Annotated in this window: 11 protein-coding genes, 2 tRNA genes and 3 rRNA genes; 6 read left to right on the top strand and 10 right to left on the bottom strand. The window is 47.1% G+C overall.

What is annotated here, in order from left to right; all coding sequences use genetic code 11:
* Positions 1–17: 17 nt before the first annotated feature.
* From GA693_RS13250 to def, 9 genes are all read right to left on the bottom strand, one after another.
* Positions 18–1,247, bottom strand: coding sequence for an MFS transporter (locus GA693_RS13250; RefSeq protein WP_104499218.1), 1,230 nt, complete (start codon positions 1,245–1,247; stop codon positions 18–20).
* A gap of 186 nt (positions 1,248–1,433) precedes the next feature.
* Positions 1,434–1,548 (bottom strand): 5S ribosomal RNA (gene rrf, locus GA693_RS13245).
* A 191-nt stretch (positions 1,549–1,739) separates the two neighbouring features.
* A 23S ribosomal RNA gene (locus GA693_RS13240) occupies positions 1,740–4,629 on the bottom strand.
* 353 nt (positions 4,630–4,982) lie between these two features.
* Positions 4,983–5,058: transfer RNA gene (locus GA693_RS13235), tRNA-Ala, on the bottom strand.
* 63 nt (positions 5,059–5,121) lie between these two features.
* Positions 5,122–5,198: transfer RNA gene (locus GA693_RS13230), tRNA-Ile, on the bottom strand.
* Between the two features lie 61 nt (positions 5,199–5,259).
* Positions 5,260–6,797, bottom strand: a 16S ribosomal RNA gene (locus GA693_RS13225).
* The 16S, 23S and 5S rRNA genes sit together here with 2 tRNA genes alongside, the layout of an rRNA operon.
* Before the next feature lie 586 nt (positions 6,798–7,383).
* Entirely contained in the window at positions 7,384–9,438 is a 2,055-nt protein-coding gene (locus GA693_RS13220; RefSeq protein WP_160241721.1) for a TonB-dependent copper receptor, read from the bottom strand.
* Between the two features lie 73 nt (positions 9,439–9,511).
* Positions 9,512–9,934 carry a DUF2946 family protein gene (locus GA693_RS13215; protein ID WP_016658991.1) on the bottom strand — a complete coding sequence of 141 codons (423 nt, stop codon included), beginning with the start codon at positions 9,932–9,934 and terminating at the stop codon, positions 9,512–9,514.
* A gap of 90 nt (positions 9,935–10,024) precedes the next feature.
* On the bottom strand, positions 10,025–10,549 hold the full coding sequence (def, locus tag GA693_RS13210; RefSeq protein WP_005181462.1) for a peptide deformylase: 525 nt from the start codon (positions 10,547–10,549) through the stop codon (positions 10,025–10,027).
* A 119-nt stretch (positions 10,550–10,668) separates the two neighbouring features.
* Between def and GA693_RS13205 the strand changes: the two genes are divergently transcribed.
* From GA693_RS13205 to GA693_RS13195, 3 genes are read left to right on the top strand one after another with little or no spacing between them, the layout of a single operon-like run.
* The gene (locus tag GA693_RS13205; protein WP_160241722.1) at positions 10,669–11,826 is read left to right on the top strand and encodes a LysM peptidoglycan-binding domain-containing protein; all 1,158 of its coding nucleotides are present in this window, start codon (positions 10,669–10,671) and stop codon (positions 11,824–11,826) included.
* 16 nt (positions 11,827–11,842) lie between these two features.
* A complete protein-coding gene (dprA, locus tag GA693_RS13200) occupies positions 11,843–12,985 on the top strand; it encodes a DNA-processing protein DprA (RefSeq protein ID WP_075168149.1) in 1,143 nt (380 codons plus the stop codon).
* Between the two features lie 44 nt (positions 12,986–13,029).
* A complete protein-coding gene (locus tag GA693_RS13195; protein ID WP_005181449.1) occupies positions 13,030–13,596 on the top strand; it encodes an L-threonylcarbamoyladenylate synthase in 567 nt (188 codons plus the stop codon).
* Positions 13,597–13,976: 380 nt separating this feature from the next.
* On the opposite strand, the gene GA693_RS13190 is transcribed toward GA693_RS13195, so the two are convergent.
* Positions 13,977–14,888: a DMT family transporter gene (locus GA693_RS13190; protein ID WP_005181447.1), complete on the bottom strand. Its 912-nt coding sequence runs from the start codon at positions 14,886–14,888 to the stop codon at positions 13,977–13,979.
* Positions 14,889–15,216: 328 nt separating this feature from the next.
* Here GA693_RS13190 and GA693_RS13185 point away from each other — a divergent pair, with 328 nt between their 5' ends.
* The 3 genes from GA693_RS13185 (at position 15,217) to GA693_RS13175 (ending at position 17,669) form a co-directional block, all read left to right on the top strand.
* Positions 15,217–15,759: a glutathione peroxidase gene (locus GA693_RS13185; RefSeq protein ID WP_005181445.1), complete on the top strand. Its 543-nt coding sequence runs from the start codon at positions 15,217–15,219 to the stop codon at positions 15,757–15,759.
* 182 nt (positions 15,760–15,941) lie between these two features.
* The gene (locus GA693_RS13180; protein WP_160241814.1) at positions 15,942–16,550 is read left to right on the top strand and encodes a hypothetical protein; all 609 of its coding nucleotides are present in this window, start codon (positions 15,942–15,944) and stop codon (positions 16,548–16,550) included.
* A gap of 120 nt (positions 16,551–16,670) precedes the next feature.
* Positions 16,671–17,669 (top strand): pirin family protein, encoded by a 999-nt coding sequence (locus GA693_RS13175; protein ID WP_160241723.1) that lies wholly within the window; start codon positions 16,671–16,673, stop codon positions 17,667–17,669.
* The last annotated feature ends 47 nt before the right edge of the window (positions 17,670–17,716 follow it).

Raw genomic sequence — 17,716 nt, 5'->3', positions numbered from 1 at the left:
TATACAAAATCAAGTTTTTAATTTTTAATCTGTGCCGTGGGTGCAGTGCTGCTTAATTTTTTCAGATATAGGGTCAATATCAGGCCCAACAACAGCAGACTTGCGATAAAGATCAATAAGCCAGGCCAGTCCCAGCGCTCCCAGATCAGACCGCTACCACTGCCGAGCACGCTCGAGCCCAAGTAATAGCAGAACAGATATAAAGATGAACCCACCGCCCGATACTGTAATGATTGCACCGTCACCCAGCTGCTACAAAGAGAATGTGCTGCAAAAAAAGCAAAGGTAAAAATCAGCAGCCCGACTAACACGACCGCCAGCTGATTCAGCAACATTAGCGCCAGACTGGCCCACATCACCAGCAGCATCAACGGTAACACTTTTTCCCGACCAAACTTTTGTCCCCATTGTGCCGCCCGTGGCGAACTGTAAATTCCGGCCAGATAAGCCACAGAAATCAGCCCGATCCAGGTTTGTGGCAAAGCAAAAGGTGCATCCAGCAGATGATAGCTCATGTAATTAAATACCGAGACAAAGCATCCCATTAAAATAAAACCCTGAAGAAACAGAATTCTTAATTTTGGATCGGCCAGATTTTTGGCAAAGGCCTGTTTAAAACGCGACAATTGAATTGGATAGGACTGGAAATTCCGGGAATTGGGCAGCAGCCAGTAAAACAGAATCGCAATCGCCAGGTTAATCACACCAATGATTAAAGTTGCATATTGCCAGGAAATAAAATCCACCAGAACTCCGGCAATTAAACGACCACTCATGCCACCAATTGCGGTGCCGGAAATATATAAGCCCATGGCAAAGCCAACATCTTTGGCCGCAATTTCTTCGCCAATATAGGTCATTGCCACCGCGGCCACCCCACTGACTGCCATGCCAATCAGGACACGGGTGCTGAGAAAAAATGACCACTGTGGCAATAAGGCACTGGCTATTAACAGTAAGGCCGCAGAGAACAATGCCACGACCATAATCTGTTTACGCCCGACCCGATCTGAAATCAGGCCGGTAAATAATAGAGCGGCGGCCAAAGCAAAGGTCGAAAAAGATAAGGGGAAACTACTTTGGGTCGGACTGACCTGAAAGAACTGGGCCAGAATCGGCATCATCGGTTGAACACAGTACAAGGCAGAAAAGGAGGCAAAACCGGCCAAAAACAAAGAGAGAAGAATGGCCTTAAACTGAGGAGAATCGTGCTCAATTTGCTGAGTCTGGCTTTGGGAATCTGACATATACACTCCAATTATGTTATGAGTATACGCCGGTTCCGGTTAAATTGGGGGCTTCAATTTCAACCGATTAAAAGCTTATTTAAACGGAGAGAACAGTCCTCGAAAAATTCCACTTTCTTAAGCACACAAATTACGCCCATAAAAAAATCCCCCTGCTATTTAAGCTAGGGGGATTTTGAATTAATGAGCTGGCGATGACTTACTCTCACATGGGTAACCCCACACTACCATCAGCGCTAAGAGGTTTCACTTCTGAGTTCGGGAAGGGATCAGGTGGTTCACTCTTGCTATTGTCGCCAGCACAACTTTTATGGACTTGTTCGGGTCTTAGTTACTTTGCTTAAGCTTGATGCTTTTGCATGTAATGCCTTACTTTGTTCCAAATGAGTTATTAACGGATTGGCCATTGGGTCTGAATTTTATTGTGTCGCATTAACTAAATCAAGGATTAGTTTAGAATCTAGCTTGATACAACAACTGTTTGGGTGTTGTATAGTCAAGCCTCACGAGCAATTAGTATTGGTCAGCTTCACATATCGCTATGCTTCCACACCCAACCTATCAACGTCCTAGTCTCGAACGGCTCTTTAGAGGAATAAATTCCTAGGGAAATCTTATCTTGAGGTAGGCTTCCCGCTTAGATGCTTTCAGCGGTTATCCCTTCCGAACATAGCTACCCGGCGATGCGACTGGCGTCACAACCGGTACACCAGAGGTTCGTCCACTCTGGTCCTCTCGTACTAGGAGCAGATCCTCTCAAATTTCCAGCGCCCACGGTAGATAGGGACCGAACTGTCTCACGACGTTCTAAACCCAGCTCGCGTACCTCTTTAAATGGCGAACAGCCATACCCTTGGGACCTGCTTCAGCCCCAGGATGAGATGAGCCGACATCGAGGTGCCAAACACCGCCGTCGATATGAACTCTTGGGCGGTATCAGCCTGTTATCCCCAGAGTACCTTTTATCCGTTGAGCGATGGCCCTTCCATACAGAACCACCGGATCACTAAGACCTACTTTCGTACCTGCTCGACTTGTGGGTCTCGCAGTTAAGCGCGCTTTTGCCTTTATACTCTACGCGTGATTTCCGACCACGCTGAGCGCACCTTCGTACTCCTCCGTTACTCTTTAGGAGGAGACCGCCCCAGTCAAACTACCCACCAGACATGGTCCTCGTCCCGGATCACGGGACAGAGTTAGAACCTCAACATTACCAGGGTGGTATTTCAAGGACGGCTCCATTGGAACTGGCGTTCCAACTTCAAAGCCTCCCACCTATCCTACACAAGTAAGGTCAAAGTTCAATGTCAAGCTGCAGTAAAGGTTCACGGGGTCTTTCCGTCTAGCCGCGGGTACACTGCATCTTCACAGCGATTTCGATTTCACTGAGCCTCTGCTGGAGACAGCGCCGCCATCATTATGCCATTCGTGCAGGTCGGAACTTACCCGACAAGGAATTTCGCTACCTTAGGACCGTTATAGTTACGGCCGCCGTTTACTGGGGCTTCGATCAAGAGCTTCGCTTACGCTAACCCCATCAATTAACCTTCCAGCACCGGGCAGGCATCACACCCTATACGTCCACTTTCGTGTTTGCAGAGTGCTATGTTTTTAATAAACAGTTGCAGCGGCCTGGTTTCTGCGGCTGTCAACCGCTCAGGGAGCAAGTCCCATCACCGTCAACAGCGTACCTTCTCCCGAAGTTACGGTACCATTTTGCCTAGTTCCTTCAGCAGAGTTCTCTCAAGCGCTTTGGTCTACTCGACCTGACCACCTGTGTCGGTTTCGGGTACGATTCCAGTGTAACTGAAGCTTAGAGACTTTTCCTGGAAGCATGGTATCAGCCACTTCGCTAGTAAACTAGCTTGCTATCAGCTCTCAGCATAGAGCACCCCGGATTTGCCTAAGATGCATGCCTACAGCCTTCCACCTGGACAACCAACGCCAGGCTGACTTAACCTTCTCCGTCCTCTCATCGCATTACACTGAAGTATTGGAATATTAACCAATTTCCCATCGACTACGCCTCTCGGCCTCGCCTTAGGGGTCGACTCACCCAGCCCCGATTAACGTTGGACTGGAACCCTTGGTCTTTCAGCGAACGGGTTTTTCACCCGTTTTGTCGTTACTCACGTCAGCATTCGCACTTCTGATACCTCCAGCAGACTTCTCAATCCACCTTCATCGGCTTACAGAACGCTCCCCTACCACGTATACAATGTATACATCCGCAGCTTCGGCACATAGTTTTAGCCCCGTTACATCTTCCGCGCAGGCCGACTCGACTAGTGAGCTATTACGCTTTCTTTAAAGGGTGGCTGCTTCTAAGCCAACCTCCTAGCTGTCTATGCCTTCCCACATCGTTTCCCACTTAACTATGATTTTGGGGCCTTAGCTGGCGGTCTGGATTGTTTTCCTCTTGACTACGGACGTTAGCACCCGCAGTCTGTCTCCCGGATAGTACTCATCGGTATTCGGAGTTTGCATCGGTTTGGTAAGTCGGGATGACCCCCTAGCCGAAACAGTGCTCTACCCCCAATGGTATTCGTCCGAGGCGCTACCTAAATAGCTTTCGGGGAGAACCAGCTATCACCAGGCTTGATTAGCCTTTCACCCCTATCCACAAGTCATCCCCTGGCTTTTCAACGACAGTGGGTTCGGTCCTCCAGTTAGTGTTACCCAACCTTCAACCTGCTCATGGATAGATCGCCTGGTTTCGGGTCTACACCCAGCAACTATACGCCCTATTAAGACTCGGTTTCCCTACGGCTCCCCTATGCGGTTAACCTTGCTACTGAATGTAAGTCGCTGACCCATTATACAAAAGGTACGCAGTCACCACACGAAGTGGCTCCCACTGCTTGTATGCATGCGGTTTCAGGATCTATTTCACTCCCCTCACAGGGGTTCTTTTCGCCTTTCCCTCACGGTACTGGTTCACTATCGGTCAGTCAGGAGTATTTAGCCTTGGAGGATGGTCCCCCCATATTCAGACAAGGTTTCACGTGCCTCGCCCTACTCGTCATCATTATGTGTGCCCTTTCGTGTACAGGACTATCACCCACTATGGTTGCACTTCCCAGAGCATTCCACTAAAACACACATAACTTAATGGGCTGTTCCCCTTTCGCTCGCCGCTACTGAGGGAATCTCAATTGATTTCTTTTCCTAAGGGTACTGAGATGTTTCACTTCCCCTCGTTCGCCTCAATACACTATGTATTCATGTATTGATACCTACCTTATGGTAAGTGGGTTTCCCCATTCAGACATCTCCGGATCAAAGGATATTTGCCGCCTCCCCGGAGCTTTTCGCAGGCTATCACGTCTTTCTTCGCCTCTGACTGCCAAGGCATCCACCACATGCACTTAATTACTTGACTATACAACCCCAAACAGTCGTTAATCCCTACAAGTAGGATTAAGACAATTAAATAAATAATCAATTATCTATTTAATCTACAGTTCGAAGTCCCGTGCACTTAAGCACCGTACAGCTTCAATCTAAATTCATATACCAAAACGCTTGATTCAGTTAATTTGCTAGTTCTCAATTCAATCTACGTTCATCAACCCGTCATAACAACGCGTTAACGTATATTGATTGAGTGAACAATTTATTTCAGACTCAATTTTGCCAATCTGTTAATGATTCACTGCATCCTCGTCGGACTGCAGTCAACTGTGATAAATCACAGAGATTAATAAGCATAAACTTACTAAGCTCTATAATCTATGGTGGAGACTAGGAGAGTCGAACTCCTGACCTCCTGCGTGCAAAGCAGGCGCTCTACCAACTAAGCTAAGTCCCCAGCTTATCATTTAAGTCAATGTTCTGATTTCTATTCGCTCTGCAATTGCTTGCTTGTCGTTAGTGGTGGGTCTGACAAGACTTGAACTTGTGACCCCACGCTTATCAAGCGTGTGCTCTAACCAACTGAGCTACAGACCCTCAGATACATCGTCATGAAGAACAACTTGTTGTGGATTCTTACCAATCGTCAATCTTTCGTTAAGGAGGTGATCCAGCCGCAGGTTCCCCTACGGCTACCTTGTTACGACTTCACCCCAGTCATCGGCCACACCGTGGTAAGCGTCCTCCCTAAGGTTAGACTACCTACTTCTGGTGCAACAAACTCCCATGGTGTGACGGGCGGTGTGTACAAGGCCCGGGAACGTATTCACCGCGGCATTCTGATCCGCGATTACTAGCGATTCCGACTTCATGGAGTCGAGTTGCAGACTCCAATCCGGACTACGATCGGCTTTTTGAGATTAGCATCACATCGCTGTGTAGCAACCCTTTGTACCGACCATTGTAGCACGTGTGTAGCCCTGGCCGTAAGGGCCATGATGACTTGACGTCGTCCCCGCCTTCCTCCAGTTTGTCACTGGCAGTATCCTTAAAGTTCCCATCCGAAATGCTGGCAAGTAAGGAAAAGGGTTGCGCTCGTTGCGGGACTTAACCCAACATCTCACGACACGAGCTGACGACAGCCATGCAGCACCTGTATCAGAGTTCCCGAAGGCACCAATCCATCTCTGGAAAGTTCTCTGTATGTCAAGGCCAGGTAAGGTTCTTCGCGTTGCATCGAATTAAACCACATGCTCCACCGCTTGTGCGGGCCCCCGTCAATTCATTTGAGTTTTAGTCTTGCGACCGTACTCCCCAGGCGGTCTACTTATCGCGTTAGCTGCGCCACTAAAGCCTCAAAGGCCCCAACGGCTAGTAGACATCGTTTACGGCATGGACTACCAGGGTATCTAATCCTGTTTGCTCCCCATGCTTTCGCACCTCAGTGTCAGTATTAGGCCAGATGGCTGCCTTCGCCATCGGTATTCCTCCAGATCTCTACGCATTTCACCGCTACACCTGGAATTCTACCATCCTCTCCCATACTCTAGCTAACCAGTATCGAATGCAATTCCCAAGTTAAGCTCGGGGATTTCACATTTGACTTAATTAGCCACCTACGCGCGCTTTACGCCCAGTAAATCCGATTAACGCTCGCACCCTCTGTATTACCGCGGCTGCTGGCACAGAGTTAGCCGGTGCTTATTCTGCGAGTAACGTCCACGCATCTAGGGTATTAGCCTAGAGCGCCTCCTCCTCGCTTAAAGTGCTTTACAACCAAAAGGCCTTCTTCACACACGCGGCATGGCTGGATCAGGGTTCCCCCCATTGTCCAATATTCCCCACTGCTGCCTCCCGTAGGAGTCTGGGCCGTGTCTCAGTCCCAGTGTGGCGGATCATCCTCTCAGACCCGCTACAGATCGTCGCCTTGGTAGGCCTTTACCCCACCAACTAGCTAATCCGACTTAGGCTCATCTATTAGCGCAAGGTCCGAAGATCCCCTGCTTTCTCCCGTAGGACGTATGCGGTATTAGCGTCCCTTTCGGAACGTTGTCCCCCACTAATAGGCAGATTCCTAAGCATTACTCACCCGTCCGCCGCTAGGAATCAGGTGCAAGCACCCTATCCCCGCTCGACTTGCATGTGTTAAGCCTGCCGCCAGCGTTCAATCTGAGCCATGATCAAACTCTTCAGTTAAAATCATTTCGAGTTTTATAAGTAAAACTCTTAAACTTGGCTCATCAATTTTCTGACTTAAATTTCGCTCAAATAAACTTCGAGTAATTTAAACCAATCAATTAATGAAAATATATTCGATTAATCAACCAGTAAAAATCCACACAAGTTGTTCTTCATAATCTCTTAATGATCTTCTCGATGCTTCGTCAGCATCAAGCTAGGTCGGCTATATTACTCTCTATTTTTAGAAAGTCAACATGCAATGTTGATTTTATTTCTAAACTTACCACCTAAACCAGAACTCAACCATTTTGGCTAAATCCTTGTTTATCAACAAGTTTTTATCAACATCACCGCCGATGGATGTGCATTCTACAGGATTTCAGAGGGGTTGCAACACCTTTTTAAAAACTTCTGAAACGTGTGTTTATTTTATAATCCAAAAAATTTATAAATAATTGTTTTATTTATAAAAATTATTTTAAGAAAAATGTTCGTTATTATATTTAGAAATACCAATTTATATTAAGTTTTTGAAATAAATAAAATTTTAAAAATAAAAAGCAGGACTTTCGTCCTGCTTTTTATCTGCATTTCGAGCTAATTAGAATTTAAAGCTCATTCTCGCCCAATAGTTACGGCCACTGTTGTTGAACTGCTGGGTAATTGGCAGACCTGTACCGGCCGCCCCCATCTTATTTAAATGCTCGGTATAGGTCTTATCTAGAACGTTGTCGATTCCCACAGAAAGATCAACCCCATCGGAAAGATGGTACGTGCCGTTTAAGGACAAAGTGCTGAAACCTGCACTTTCTTTTAGATCATAACCTACGATATTGCCCTGATTCTGGCTAATCCGGTTTTGACCATCTACGATTCGCCAATAGGCCCCCAAGGTATAACGATCCTGGATATAACGTAAGTTTACACGACCTTCAAGCGGTGCAATCTGTGGCAACGGCGTATTGTCAGTGGTGTTTTCACCCCACGCATACATTGCACTTACATCTGCTTGGATAGCGTCGGTAAATTGATAACCCATACCTGCTTCTGCACCAGCAATCACAGCATCGACATTTCTTGTACGCGCCTCTAAGGAAACTTTACTTGTCATTGGGTCTTTGACTTCAACATAGTTTGTCAAAATGTAATCATCAACTATGCCTGCATAAACTGATGCCCATGAGTTAAAACCACCATGCTGGTGTTGATAGCCTGCATCTAACTGTAAAGTCTTTTCAGTATCAATATTATTAAATGTATTTATATTACCGTTACCAGATTTAGGACTAAACAACTCCCAATAATCAGGCATGCGTTTTACATAACCTAAACCGATATAGGTTTTTCCATCATCATGATCAGGATGAGTATTTTCAAATCGAATAAAACCACTTGCTAATGTTTTATCTAATTTACGGTTATATCCATTATTAATAGAATCTTGACGTTCATCCTTAACATTTACTTGATCAAGGCGAACACCCGTTACCATTCTATTTTCATCATCTAAATGATAAGTGACTTCACCAAAACCACCCACAGATTGAAATTTCATATCTGTCATACGCGGTTGATCTTGATAGCCAATACCTGTCTTACTATCCGTTTTACGAATACTATGTTCGTTATTTTGACTATCTATACCCGCAACTAATTGAACTTTATCCCATTCACTAGTTATCGCCATGCGTGCATTTAATGTTTTACGTGCCACATTTGTTGCCATTTTCATCATTGGCTCAGGTCGTAAACTATAGTTATCCATGACATGGTCATTAAAGTTATAGTTGACTTGTGCTTCAAGCTTCTTAATTACATCTGTAATATTTTTCTTTTCAACACGTAAACCTAAACTTTCACGCGCGAATTTAGAGCCATCCATTGCACGGCCTGCATAAACTGCTTCACCATCGGCTTTCCCTCCGGTCAATTCAACCCAGGTATCTGCATCCGGGGTCCAGCCCAGTGCTACATCAGCATTCCAACGTTCCCAGTCCGATGGCACGGTATTGCCCTCACCATCCTGATAGCTATTCGATACCGAACGGTTGCTATTTAGGCGAATATATTTCTGCTCGTCGCCTGCTGCAACCTCAATATTATGGTCCAGACGGCCAAATGAACCGGCCAGCACACTCAGTTGACCACGATAGTGCTGATCTTCATCAAACTGTTCCGGACGGCGCTCAAAAATCACGGTGGCAGCTGAGCCGGTATTGGCATATTGCACGGTTTGTGGGCCTTTAATTACCGAAATCTGGTCATAACTTTCTGGTGAAATATAGGAGGTCGGTGAATCCATACGACTCGGACAGGCACCCAGGTTTTCTGTGCCATCGGTCAGAATTTTAATCCGCGAACCAAACATACCACGGAAAGTCACATCGCCATTGGTACCGGCGCCACTGTTGACCGCGCTAAAACCGACAATACTTTGCAGATAATCTGCACCATCGGTGGCTGGAATCGGTTGAATTGGCTGTTTCGGATCGGCACGGACAATCAGGCCGTTGGCATCATTGCCCTGATGCGCAGTCATCACAATTGGTGCCAGACTTTGGACGGGTGTTGGGGTTTCTGCAAACACAACTGGTGAATAACAAGCAACACAAATCGCAGCCGCAAGAGGCTGTAAAAAGAATTTTGGCTGAGCCATTTTTCATTTCTCACTGGAATACATATAAAACACGGCTTAAGTCATTCAAGACCCAAGCAAAACAAACGCGGTTTTATGCAAACAGTGGCGGTGCCCTACCCTGAGGAATAAGAAATAGTCGTTGCAGTGCAAACCAGACATGCTGGAAAGCTTTTTCAAAAGCGATAAAACGCACTTGAATACGATCAAGCACTTCTTTCACACTGAGTTCTGGCGGTAAAACGAGATTGCCGTACACGGTACAGTACTGGCATTGATGATTGGCATCATGATGATTATGCCCGTCATCTGAAATGACTGGTTGATGCTGACTGTACAGATGTTCGGAATGGGCATGTCCATGCGCTGAATGATCAACCGGCAATAAAAGCGCACGCGTAATGGTTTCACAGACCGGTGCCACCTGATAGGCTTTCGGCAGCAAAGGCTGTAAAAAAACAGCAATCTGTAAAAATACTGCCATCAGTGAGAGCAGTAAACCACTACGAATCAACAAACATATATTCCTGCTTTTGACTGGCCCAAGTATAACAAAGCCCAATCGAAATTGGGCTGTTTTGTCCTGATCTTTTGGTCGCAGGGCTGTTTAGCGTTTAACCGCCACTTTCTGACGCTGACGCACCACTTTTTCGACTTTTTCACGGGCACGCTGGCGCTTTAATGGCGACAGATAATCGACAAAAAGCTTACCATTTAAGTGATCCATTTCATGTTGGATACAGACAGCGAGAAGTCCGTCCGCTTCTAACTCAAATGCTTGACCTTCAAGGTTAATTGCCTCAATTTTTACACGTGACGGACGCTCAACTTTGTCGTATATTTGAGGCACTGACAAGCAGCCTTCTTCATAAGGCTGGGTTTCTTCAGTCAATGGGGTAATTTTGGGGTTAATGAATACCATTGGTTGGTCTTTGTTTTCAGACAGATCCATAACAATCAGCTGAATATGACGGTCAACCTGCGTTGCAGCCAGCCCGATGCCGGGCGCTTCATACATGGTTTCAAACATATCTGCGGCGAGCTGACGAATTTCATCAGTAACTTCTTCGACGGGTTGTGCAATGGTACGAAGACGGGGATCGGGGAAACTTAAAATAGGTAATAAGGCCATATTACGTCCTCAGCTTTGCCATTGGTCAAATAACCGAATGAAGGAATGCTTCATCGAAAAAATGTATGTAAGATCGTTATTATAACGCAACTACATACATAATTTTAGGAATTATGATAATGAAAAAGGTTTTGAAGGGCACATCTTCTTTTCGTGCCTTGGGGTTAAAACAGCAGGCGCTGGCACTTGCTGTCTGTTTCAGTTTTGGGGTGGGCGCAGTCAGTACTGTACAGGCCGCACCGGCACGCAATATCAACCCACCGACCTTACAGGCCAATGCACCAAATGTGTATGTGGTGAAAAAAGGCGATACGCTGTGGGATATTTCCAAGAAGTTTCTGCAAAACCCGCTGCGCTGGCGTGAAATCTGGGCCAGCAACAAGCACGTGAAAAATCCGCACTGGATTTTCCCGGGAGATCGACTGCTGATGTGTACCTATGATGGCCGCCCGATCATTGGTAAAGATGAAGGTGATGGCTGTGAAGGTATTATCCGTCGTTATACCGGTAACACCACCAGCCTGCAGCCGCAAATCCGGGTCGAGTCACTCAACAATACCATTCCGGTAATTCCGTTAGAGTACATCCAGCACTGGCTGGAACGTACCAGCATTATTGCCCCTGAATCTTTGCAACAGACGCCTTATATTTTAGGCACGGCGGATCAGCGTGTCCTGGCGGCCAAAGGCCAGAATGTCTATGCCCGCGGTCAGGGTCTGCAAGTTGGCCAGCGTTATGCTGTGTATCGTGAAGGCGAACCGTATATCTTCACCGATGCCAACGGTAAAAAATACAATGCCGGTCTGGAGCTGACTCAGGTGGCATCCGGTATTGCAGTACGCGGTGAAAATGATATTACCACCCTGAAACTGACCGATACCTACAATGCCGAAGTGCGTCGTGGCGATCGTGTGCTGCCAGAATATGACCCGATGTTACCAACCCTATTCTACCCGACCAATGCCGAACACATTGCAGCAGATGGCCAAGTGGTACGCGTGATGGGTTCAATTGGTACCGCAGCTAAACACAGTGTGGTCACCATTGACCGTGGTCAGGCGCACGGCGTGCAATCCGGTCATGTATTTGCTGTAACTCAAAAAGGCGAAGTGGTCACCGATCCGAAAACCCGTGAACGGGTGCAGCTGCCAGGCGAGCGTATTGGCTATGCCATGGTCTTTAAAACCTTTGACCAGCTCAGCTATGCCTATATTCTGGACAGCGAACTACCAATTAAAGTCGGGGCCGGTATTCAGCCACCGATTATGGAAGATTAAGACTGAGGGATGAGCCATGCTGAATACGATATCACCCGGTCATCTCGCAACGATTCGCCTGTGGTATCTGGTTCAGCATTCACTCCCCAGCTTTTATAAATTAATCCGGCACTTCGGTTCGGCGGCTGCGGCCACCGAAGCCGGCAACCTGCAGCGCTGGGCAGAACTGGGACTGCATCAGAACCATCTGCAACGCGCACGGGATTTTCATCAAGCACAGGCACAAGCCGACTTCCAGCACTTGCTGCAGCGCGTCCAGCAACATACCGATTTTATTCTTATTCCCGAAGATGTCGGTTACCCCACCCAACTGCTGCCCTATACCGATAAGCCACCAATTTTATTTGGTCAGGGACAGGCGCAACCTTTACTTCAGCCGCAAGTGGCAATTGTTGGGAGTCGCAAAGCCAGTCCGCATGGCCGGCAGGTGGCTTATGACTTTGCCTATTATTTAAGTGAAAAAGGCTTTTTTATTAACAGTGGCCTGGCGCAAGGCATTGATGAAGCAGCCCATCAGGGTGGCTTGAAACATCAACGTACCATTGCCGTGATGGGTACTGGCCTCGACCTCACCTACCCAGCCACACATCAGGGCCTGCGTGACCAGATTCTGCAACAGCATGGCACTATTATCAGTGAGTTCCTGCCCCAGACTAAACCGCTACAGCAGCATTTTCCACGGCGCAACCGCATTGTCAGTGGACTTAGCCTGGGAGTAATTGTGGCCGAAGCCACGCTGGACAGTGGCTCGCTGATTACCGCCAAACTGGCAGCTGAACAGGGCAAAACCGTGTTTGCCATTCCCGGTCATATCTACAGTGAATTTCATCAGGGCTGCCATCAACTGATTCGGGAAGGTGCAATTCTGGTTGATCATCCGGAACAGGTCATTGAAGATCTGGCCTTGCCAACCCAATGGCTGAGCCAGCAGCAGGCGACCTTATCCGCTACAGCATCTGCAGCTGCCCACCCGACCTTACCCGAACATCTGCTGGCCCTATACAGCCAGCTGGACTGGGTCGGTAAAAATATGGACCAGCTGGCCAGCGAACTGCAACAGGAAACCGCCCATTTAACCGCTCAGTTAATGGAACTGGAGCTGCTCGGGATGGCAATGCAGCAATCGGGGCTATATCTGCGTTGTCGTCCATCGCAATAAGGTTCACAATAGTACACCCCGCATAACCTCGAAAGGTGTACCACATGATTACAACCTCTGTTGCCGAAGCAGCCACTTGTCTACAGCAAGGACAGGTGCTGGCCTATCCTACAGAGGCAGTTTGGGGTCTCGGCTGTGACCCGTATAACCAAGATGCTTTTATGCAGATTCTGCAACTGAAACAGCGTCCGATTGAAAAAGGCGTGATTTTATTGGCAGGTCATATTTCCCAGGTAGAACATTTGCTGCACAACCTGGCCGAACCACAGCGTCAACAGGTGATCGACTCCTGGCTCAATCCACCCGCAGAGCGTGCTACCACCTGGTTGTTGCCGGCAGGTGAGCATATTCCCAGCTGGATTAAAGGCCAGCATCCTAAAGTCGCGGTACGTGTAACCACGCATCCGCTCTGTGTCGCGCTATGTCATGCCTTTAGCGGCTTTATTGTATCCACCAGTGCCAATCCGGCCGGACAGGAACCGGCGCGCTCCCTGCAAGAGGCCAGCCAGTATTTTGGCAATCAGCTGAATTATTTAAATGGCGATTTGGGACTCAGCCAGTTACCTAGCCGTATTCTGGATGCTGAAACCGGTGCCGTGATTCGTGACTGAAGATCGGGCCAGAAATGAAAGAAATTTCAGGCAAAAAAAAGCTCAACCATATAGGGATGGTTGAGCATAAAAAAGGATGTGTATCAATCACATCCAGAGGGTATCGAAATCTCTGGGCAAATCAGCAACAGTCGCTAATCTGCGATGGAGCGTATTATGGGTGAACAGTTTAAAAAAAACAAATATATTTTAGCTCTTAAAAAGCAGCTTAAACCTATGATTAATCAACCATTATTTGAAAAAAGTTCAAATTATCTTGCTCTTTTTAAAGTGCTTTTTAAAGAAGCTAAAAGCTACTCTCCTCGACTAAAGTCTATTTGCCTTTATTCACGAGATCATTCAAGCAAAAAATTAAGTTTGTTTGTTCGTTTTTTAGGCAATTATTTAGCTTTCAGCAGCACTGGCGCCACAGTTTTTTTCTGGGCCAGCACAATTCCGAACAGAATAATCGCCCCACCAATACTGTGATAAATGGTCCAGGCCTCTTTTAACCAGACAAAGGCAATTAAAGCGGTAAACACCGGCATCAGGTTCATAAAGATACTGGTGCGGTTCGGTCCCAGACGCTGAATCGCCATCATCCACACCAAAGGCGCAATTAATGAAGGGAAAATACTGGCGTAGATCACGCTGCCGGCATTCGCCATATTGATAGCATCAAGACCCAACCAGGCCACAAACGGCAGGTGATACAGCAGTGCAAACAGAATCTGCACATACAGGCTCAGCATTAACGGAATCTGCAGCTGCCATTTTTTCAGAAAAACCCCGTAAAAGGCATAGAAAAACACGGCAATAATCATCAGCAGATCACCCCACTGACCACCGGCATGCAGCAAGCCCCAAGGATTGCCCTGCCCCATCACATAGATTAGCCCGGCAAAGGACAACAGGCTGCCAATAATGGCGTAGCGATTCGGAATATCGCGCAGAATCAGCATCGACACAAAAATGGTAAAAATCGGAATAAAGGCATTAATAATGCCCATATTGGTGGCGGTGGTGTAATGCGCAGCGGTATAGGCCAGTCCCTGATACAGCACCAGTCCAAAGGCACTCAGCACTGCCAGCTGTTTCAGATGCGGCACAATCAGGGCACGCTCACGAATCACCCGCGGCAAAATAAATGGGGTCAGAATCAGAAAGGCAAAAAACCAGCGATAAAAACTGATGCTCACCGGCGAGATAAAGTCGGTCACATAGCGGGTCACGACAATATTCAGTGACCAGATCAGTACCGCGCTGACCGGTAAAAGAATGGCCCAAGACAGCATTTTTTCTTGCTGTGTCATATTCTGTTCCTTGTTGAGTCGATCGGCCTGAAGCAGACGCTGCTTCCTGCGCTGAATGAATGCCTTTTCACTTTATTTTTAAACTTTCCTTGTGCCCTCATTCTAGTCCAATTTAACTGCTTTGGGGCAGTTCGCGATGGTGAAATCTTGTGCTGCGTTCAAATTGCTCCATCACTCCACTTTGCTGGGATTCCGCACCTGCTTAAAATATGCCGCATTGACACAGCGCTATACAAAAATCTGCCAAAAGCCGCAGCAATAGGTCTTGCGGGATTGGGCAAAGCCCGTTACAACAGAGAACGACAATAAATCACTTTAGGATAAACACATGGCATCTGTATATGACATTCCGGTCGTGACCATTCAGGGTGAAGAAACCACACTGAACCAGTATCAAGGCAAGGTGCTGCTGATTGTAAACGTGGCTTCTAAATGCGGTCTGACGCCGCAATATGAAGGTCTGCAAAAGCTTTATCAGCAGAAAAAAGAACAAGGTCTGGAAATTCTGGGCTTCCCGGCCAATGACTTTCTGGCGCAAGAACCCGGCAGCAATGAAGAAATCCAGCAGTTCTGTTCGCTGAATTATCAGGTAGATTTCCCGTTATTTGCCAAAATTTCGGTAGTGGGTGAAGATAAACATCCGCTATATGCCCGCCTGACTCAAGCCATTCCTGAGCGAATCGGTGAAGGCCCGTGGTGGAAAGATCTGGTGGATTATGGTCTGACCCCAAATGAACCACCTGAAGTGCTATGGAACTTCGAGAAATTCCTGATCAATAAAGAAGGCGAAGTGGTGGCACGTTTTGCCCCAGATATTCAGGCCGATGACCCACGTATTGTCGATGCGATTAATGCCGAACTGGCGCGTTAATTGTTTACAGTAACAAAGAGGGTCGCGGCCCTCTTTTTTTATAGATCTAGACATCCATAAGCCACGCTCATCACACCGCCTGTTTGCCCTGGAAAATTGTTATTGCTTTGCAACAATCTGTTTTTTATTTAATTAAAGCCCCTATATTAAACTGCAAGATAAAAATTGTGATTGATCTTGCCATGAAACGCGCCTTTTCCCATTTTCTCCTGCCCTTTGGCCTGCTGACTTCAGCTCTACTTCTGGTCGGTTGTGACCAGCCCAGCGCTCCGGTTTCGGAAGCCGATCCGGACACTGAAATCACCTCCCAGCAGCAAAGCCCTGCGCCACAAGCCGATTTAAAAAGCGGCAATATGTTTTATATTGTGCGCGATGTGGCTGATATGCAGCTGAAAGCCGGTGAGTATGTCGAGCAGTTACGCCAGACCCAGACCGAGCTGCAACAGGCCGTCAACAGTCAGGATCATCAACAGCTACAAAGCGCAGCCAGCAAATTGCAACAGCAATTACAGGGCTTTAATAGCGCCTTAAACAGTTTGAATTTAAAAAGTCAGGAAATTGACAATATTCGCCAGAACATTCTGCAAGCCAATGAACAGGTTCTGGCTTCGCCATTTTTAAATGGTCAGATTGACCTCAGCAAAGTGGATTTTGCCAAAATTCAGCAGCAGATGGGCACAGTACAGTCTGAAATGGTGAAACTGGCCAGCATCCTGTTACAGTCAGAGAATTCTGAAAATACTGAAAGCGCAAACACTGACACTGAAAATCAGGCAGCAACTGAATCCTGATTTTCAGGCTCACTGCCCATCTGGGTGGTGAGCTTGTCTGATTCAGACAGTTTCTGGTCTGATTCTGATGGTTAAAATTTAAAAAAAATAATGAGTTCATTTAAAAATAAGAGGTCTGCCATGCAGCATCCACTGATTTATTCTGTTGTACCGGTGACATTCCGTTTAGATCTGAAAGATCCATTTATCTTCTGTGCCCATCATCTGGATCATTTTCCGGCTGGCAATGCCCAACTGGGTCCGCAAACGCCACCACAAAATAAAGAATACAATATGTATTATGGCAATGTGGTGCCCGGTTTCCCTGAGCACCCACATACCGGTTTTGAAACCATTACCTTAGTGGAACAAGGCGTGGTCGATCATTTTGATTCACTCGGCAATGCCGGTCGCTATGCCGCTGGAGATGTGCAATGGCTGACCACCGGCAATGGCGTCGAACACTGCGAGATGTTTCCACTCGTGCATGAAGACCAAGCCAACCCAATGGAACTGTTCCAGATCTGGTTTAATTCATCGCCTGAGCAGAAGCAACAGCCAGCTGATTATAAAATGTTATGGCGCGAGCAGATTCCGCATGTAATTGAAGCCAATGCGGCAGGCCAGAAAGCTGATATCCGGGTGATTTCCGGTCAATTTAAAGAAACCGATGCCCTGCCACGTCCACCTCATTCATGGGCAGCACCCGCTGAAAACAAGGTGAATATTTACCTGATTACCCTAGCGCCCGAAGCTGAAGTCACCATTCCAGCCACCAGCGCCAGCTCGACCCGCTTCTGTTATTTCTATCAGGGTAAGAGTTTAGAGCTTGAAGGTCAGCAGATGGACGTGAAACATTTGGCCGAATTGAAATCGGATGCCGAGATTCATTTAAAAGGTGGACTACTCGAATCCCGGATTCTATGGCTTGAAGGTGAACCAATTGGTGCACCGGTAGCCATGCGCGGGCCTTTTGTACTAAATAGTGAAGATGAACTGAACGCTGCCTTTAAACGTTACCGCGACACCCAATTCGGTGAATGGCCATGGCCGAGTCCAGCACCGGTGTTTGAACGTAAACAGCCGCGTTTTGCGACTTATCAGGGTGGTGAGCATAAGGAATATCCTGAACAGCTCTAAATTCTATTTTTATGAGAACAGCTTGGCACATGTCAGGCTGTTTTTTA

This window comes from Acinetobacter indicus (assembly GCF_009914475.1).
Taxonomy (GTDB): Bacteria; Pseudomonadota; Gammaproteobacteria; order Pseudomonadales; family Moraxellaceae; genus Acinetobacter; species Acinetobacter indicus.
This window is presented reverse-complemented; position numbering and strand designations above follow the sequence as displayed.

Bases quoted from the DNA above. Each gene is read 5' to 3' on its own strand.
- GA693_RS13250 (WP_104499218.1), bottom strand. From the start codon at position 1,247: ATGTCAGATTCCCAAAGCCAGACTCAGCAAATTGAGCACGATTCTCCT.
- GA693_RS13220 (WP_160241721.1), bottom strand. From the start codon at position 9,438: ATGGCTCAGCCAAAATTCTTTTTACAGCCTCTTGCGGCTGCGATTTGT.
- def (WP_005181462.1), bottom strand. From the start codon at position 10,549: ATGGCCTTATTACCTATTTTAAGTTTCCCCGATCCCCGTCTTCGTACC.
- GA693_RS13205 (WP_160241722.1), top strand. From the start codon at position 10,669: ATGAAAAAGGTTTTGAAGGGCACATCTTCTTTTCGTGCCTTGGGGTTA.
- dprA (WP_075168149.1), top strand. From the start codon at position 11,843: ATGCTGAATACGATATCACCCGGTCATCTCGCAACGATTCGCCTGTGG.
- GA693_RS13195 (WP_005181449.1), top strand. From the start codon at position 13,030: ATGATTACAACCTCTGTTGCCGAAGCAGCCACTTGTCTACAGCAAGGA.
- GA693_RS13190 (WP_005181447.1), bottom strand. From the start codon at position 14,888: ATGACACAGCAAGAAAAAATGCTGTCTTGGGCCATTCTTTTACCGGTC.
- GA693_RS13185 (WP_005181445.1), top strand. From the start codon at position 15,217: ATGGCATCTGTATATGACATTCCGGTCGTGACCATTCAGGGTGAAGAA.
- GA693_RS13180 (WP_160241814.1), top strand. From the start codon at position 15,942: ATGAAACGCGCCTTTTCCCATTTTCTCCTGCCCTTTGGCCTGCTGACT.
- GA693_RS13175 (WP_160241723.1), top strand. From the start codon at position 16,671: ATGCAGCATCCACTGATTTATTCTGTTGTACCGGTGACATTCCGTTTA.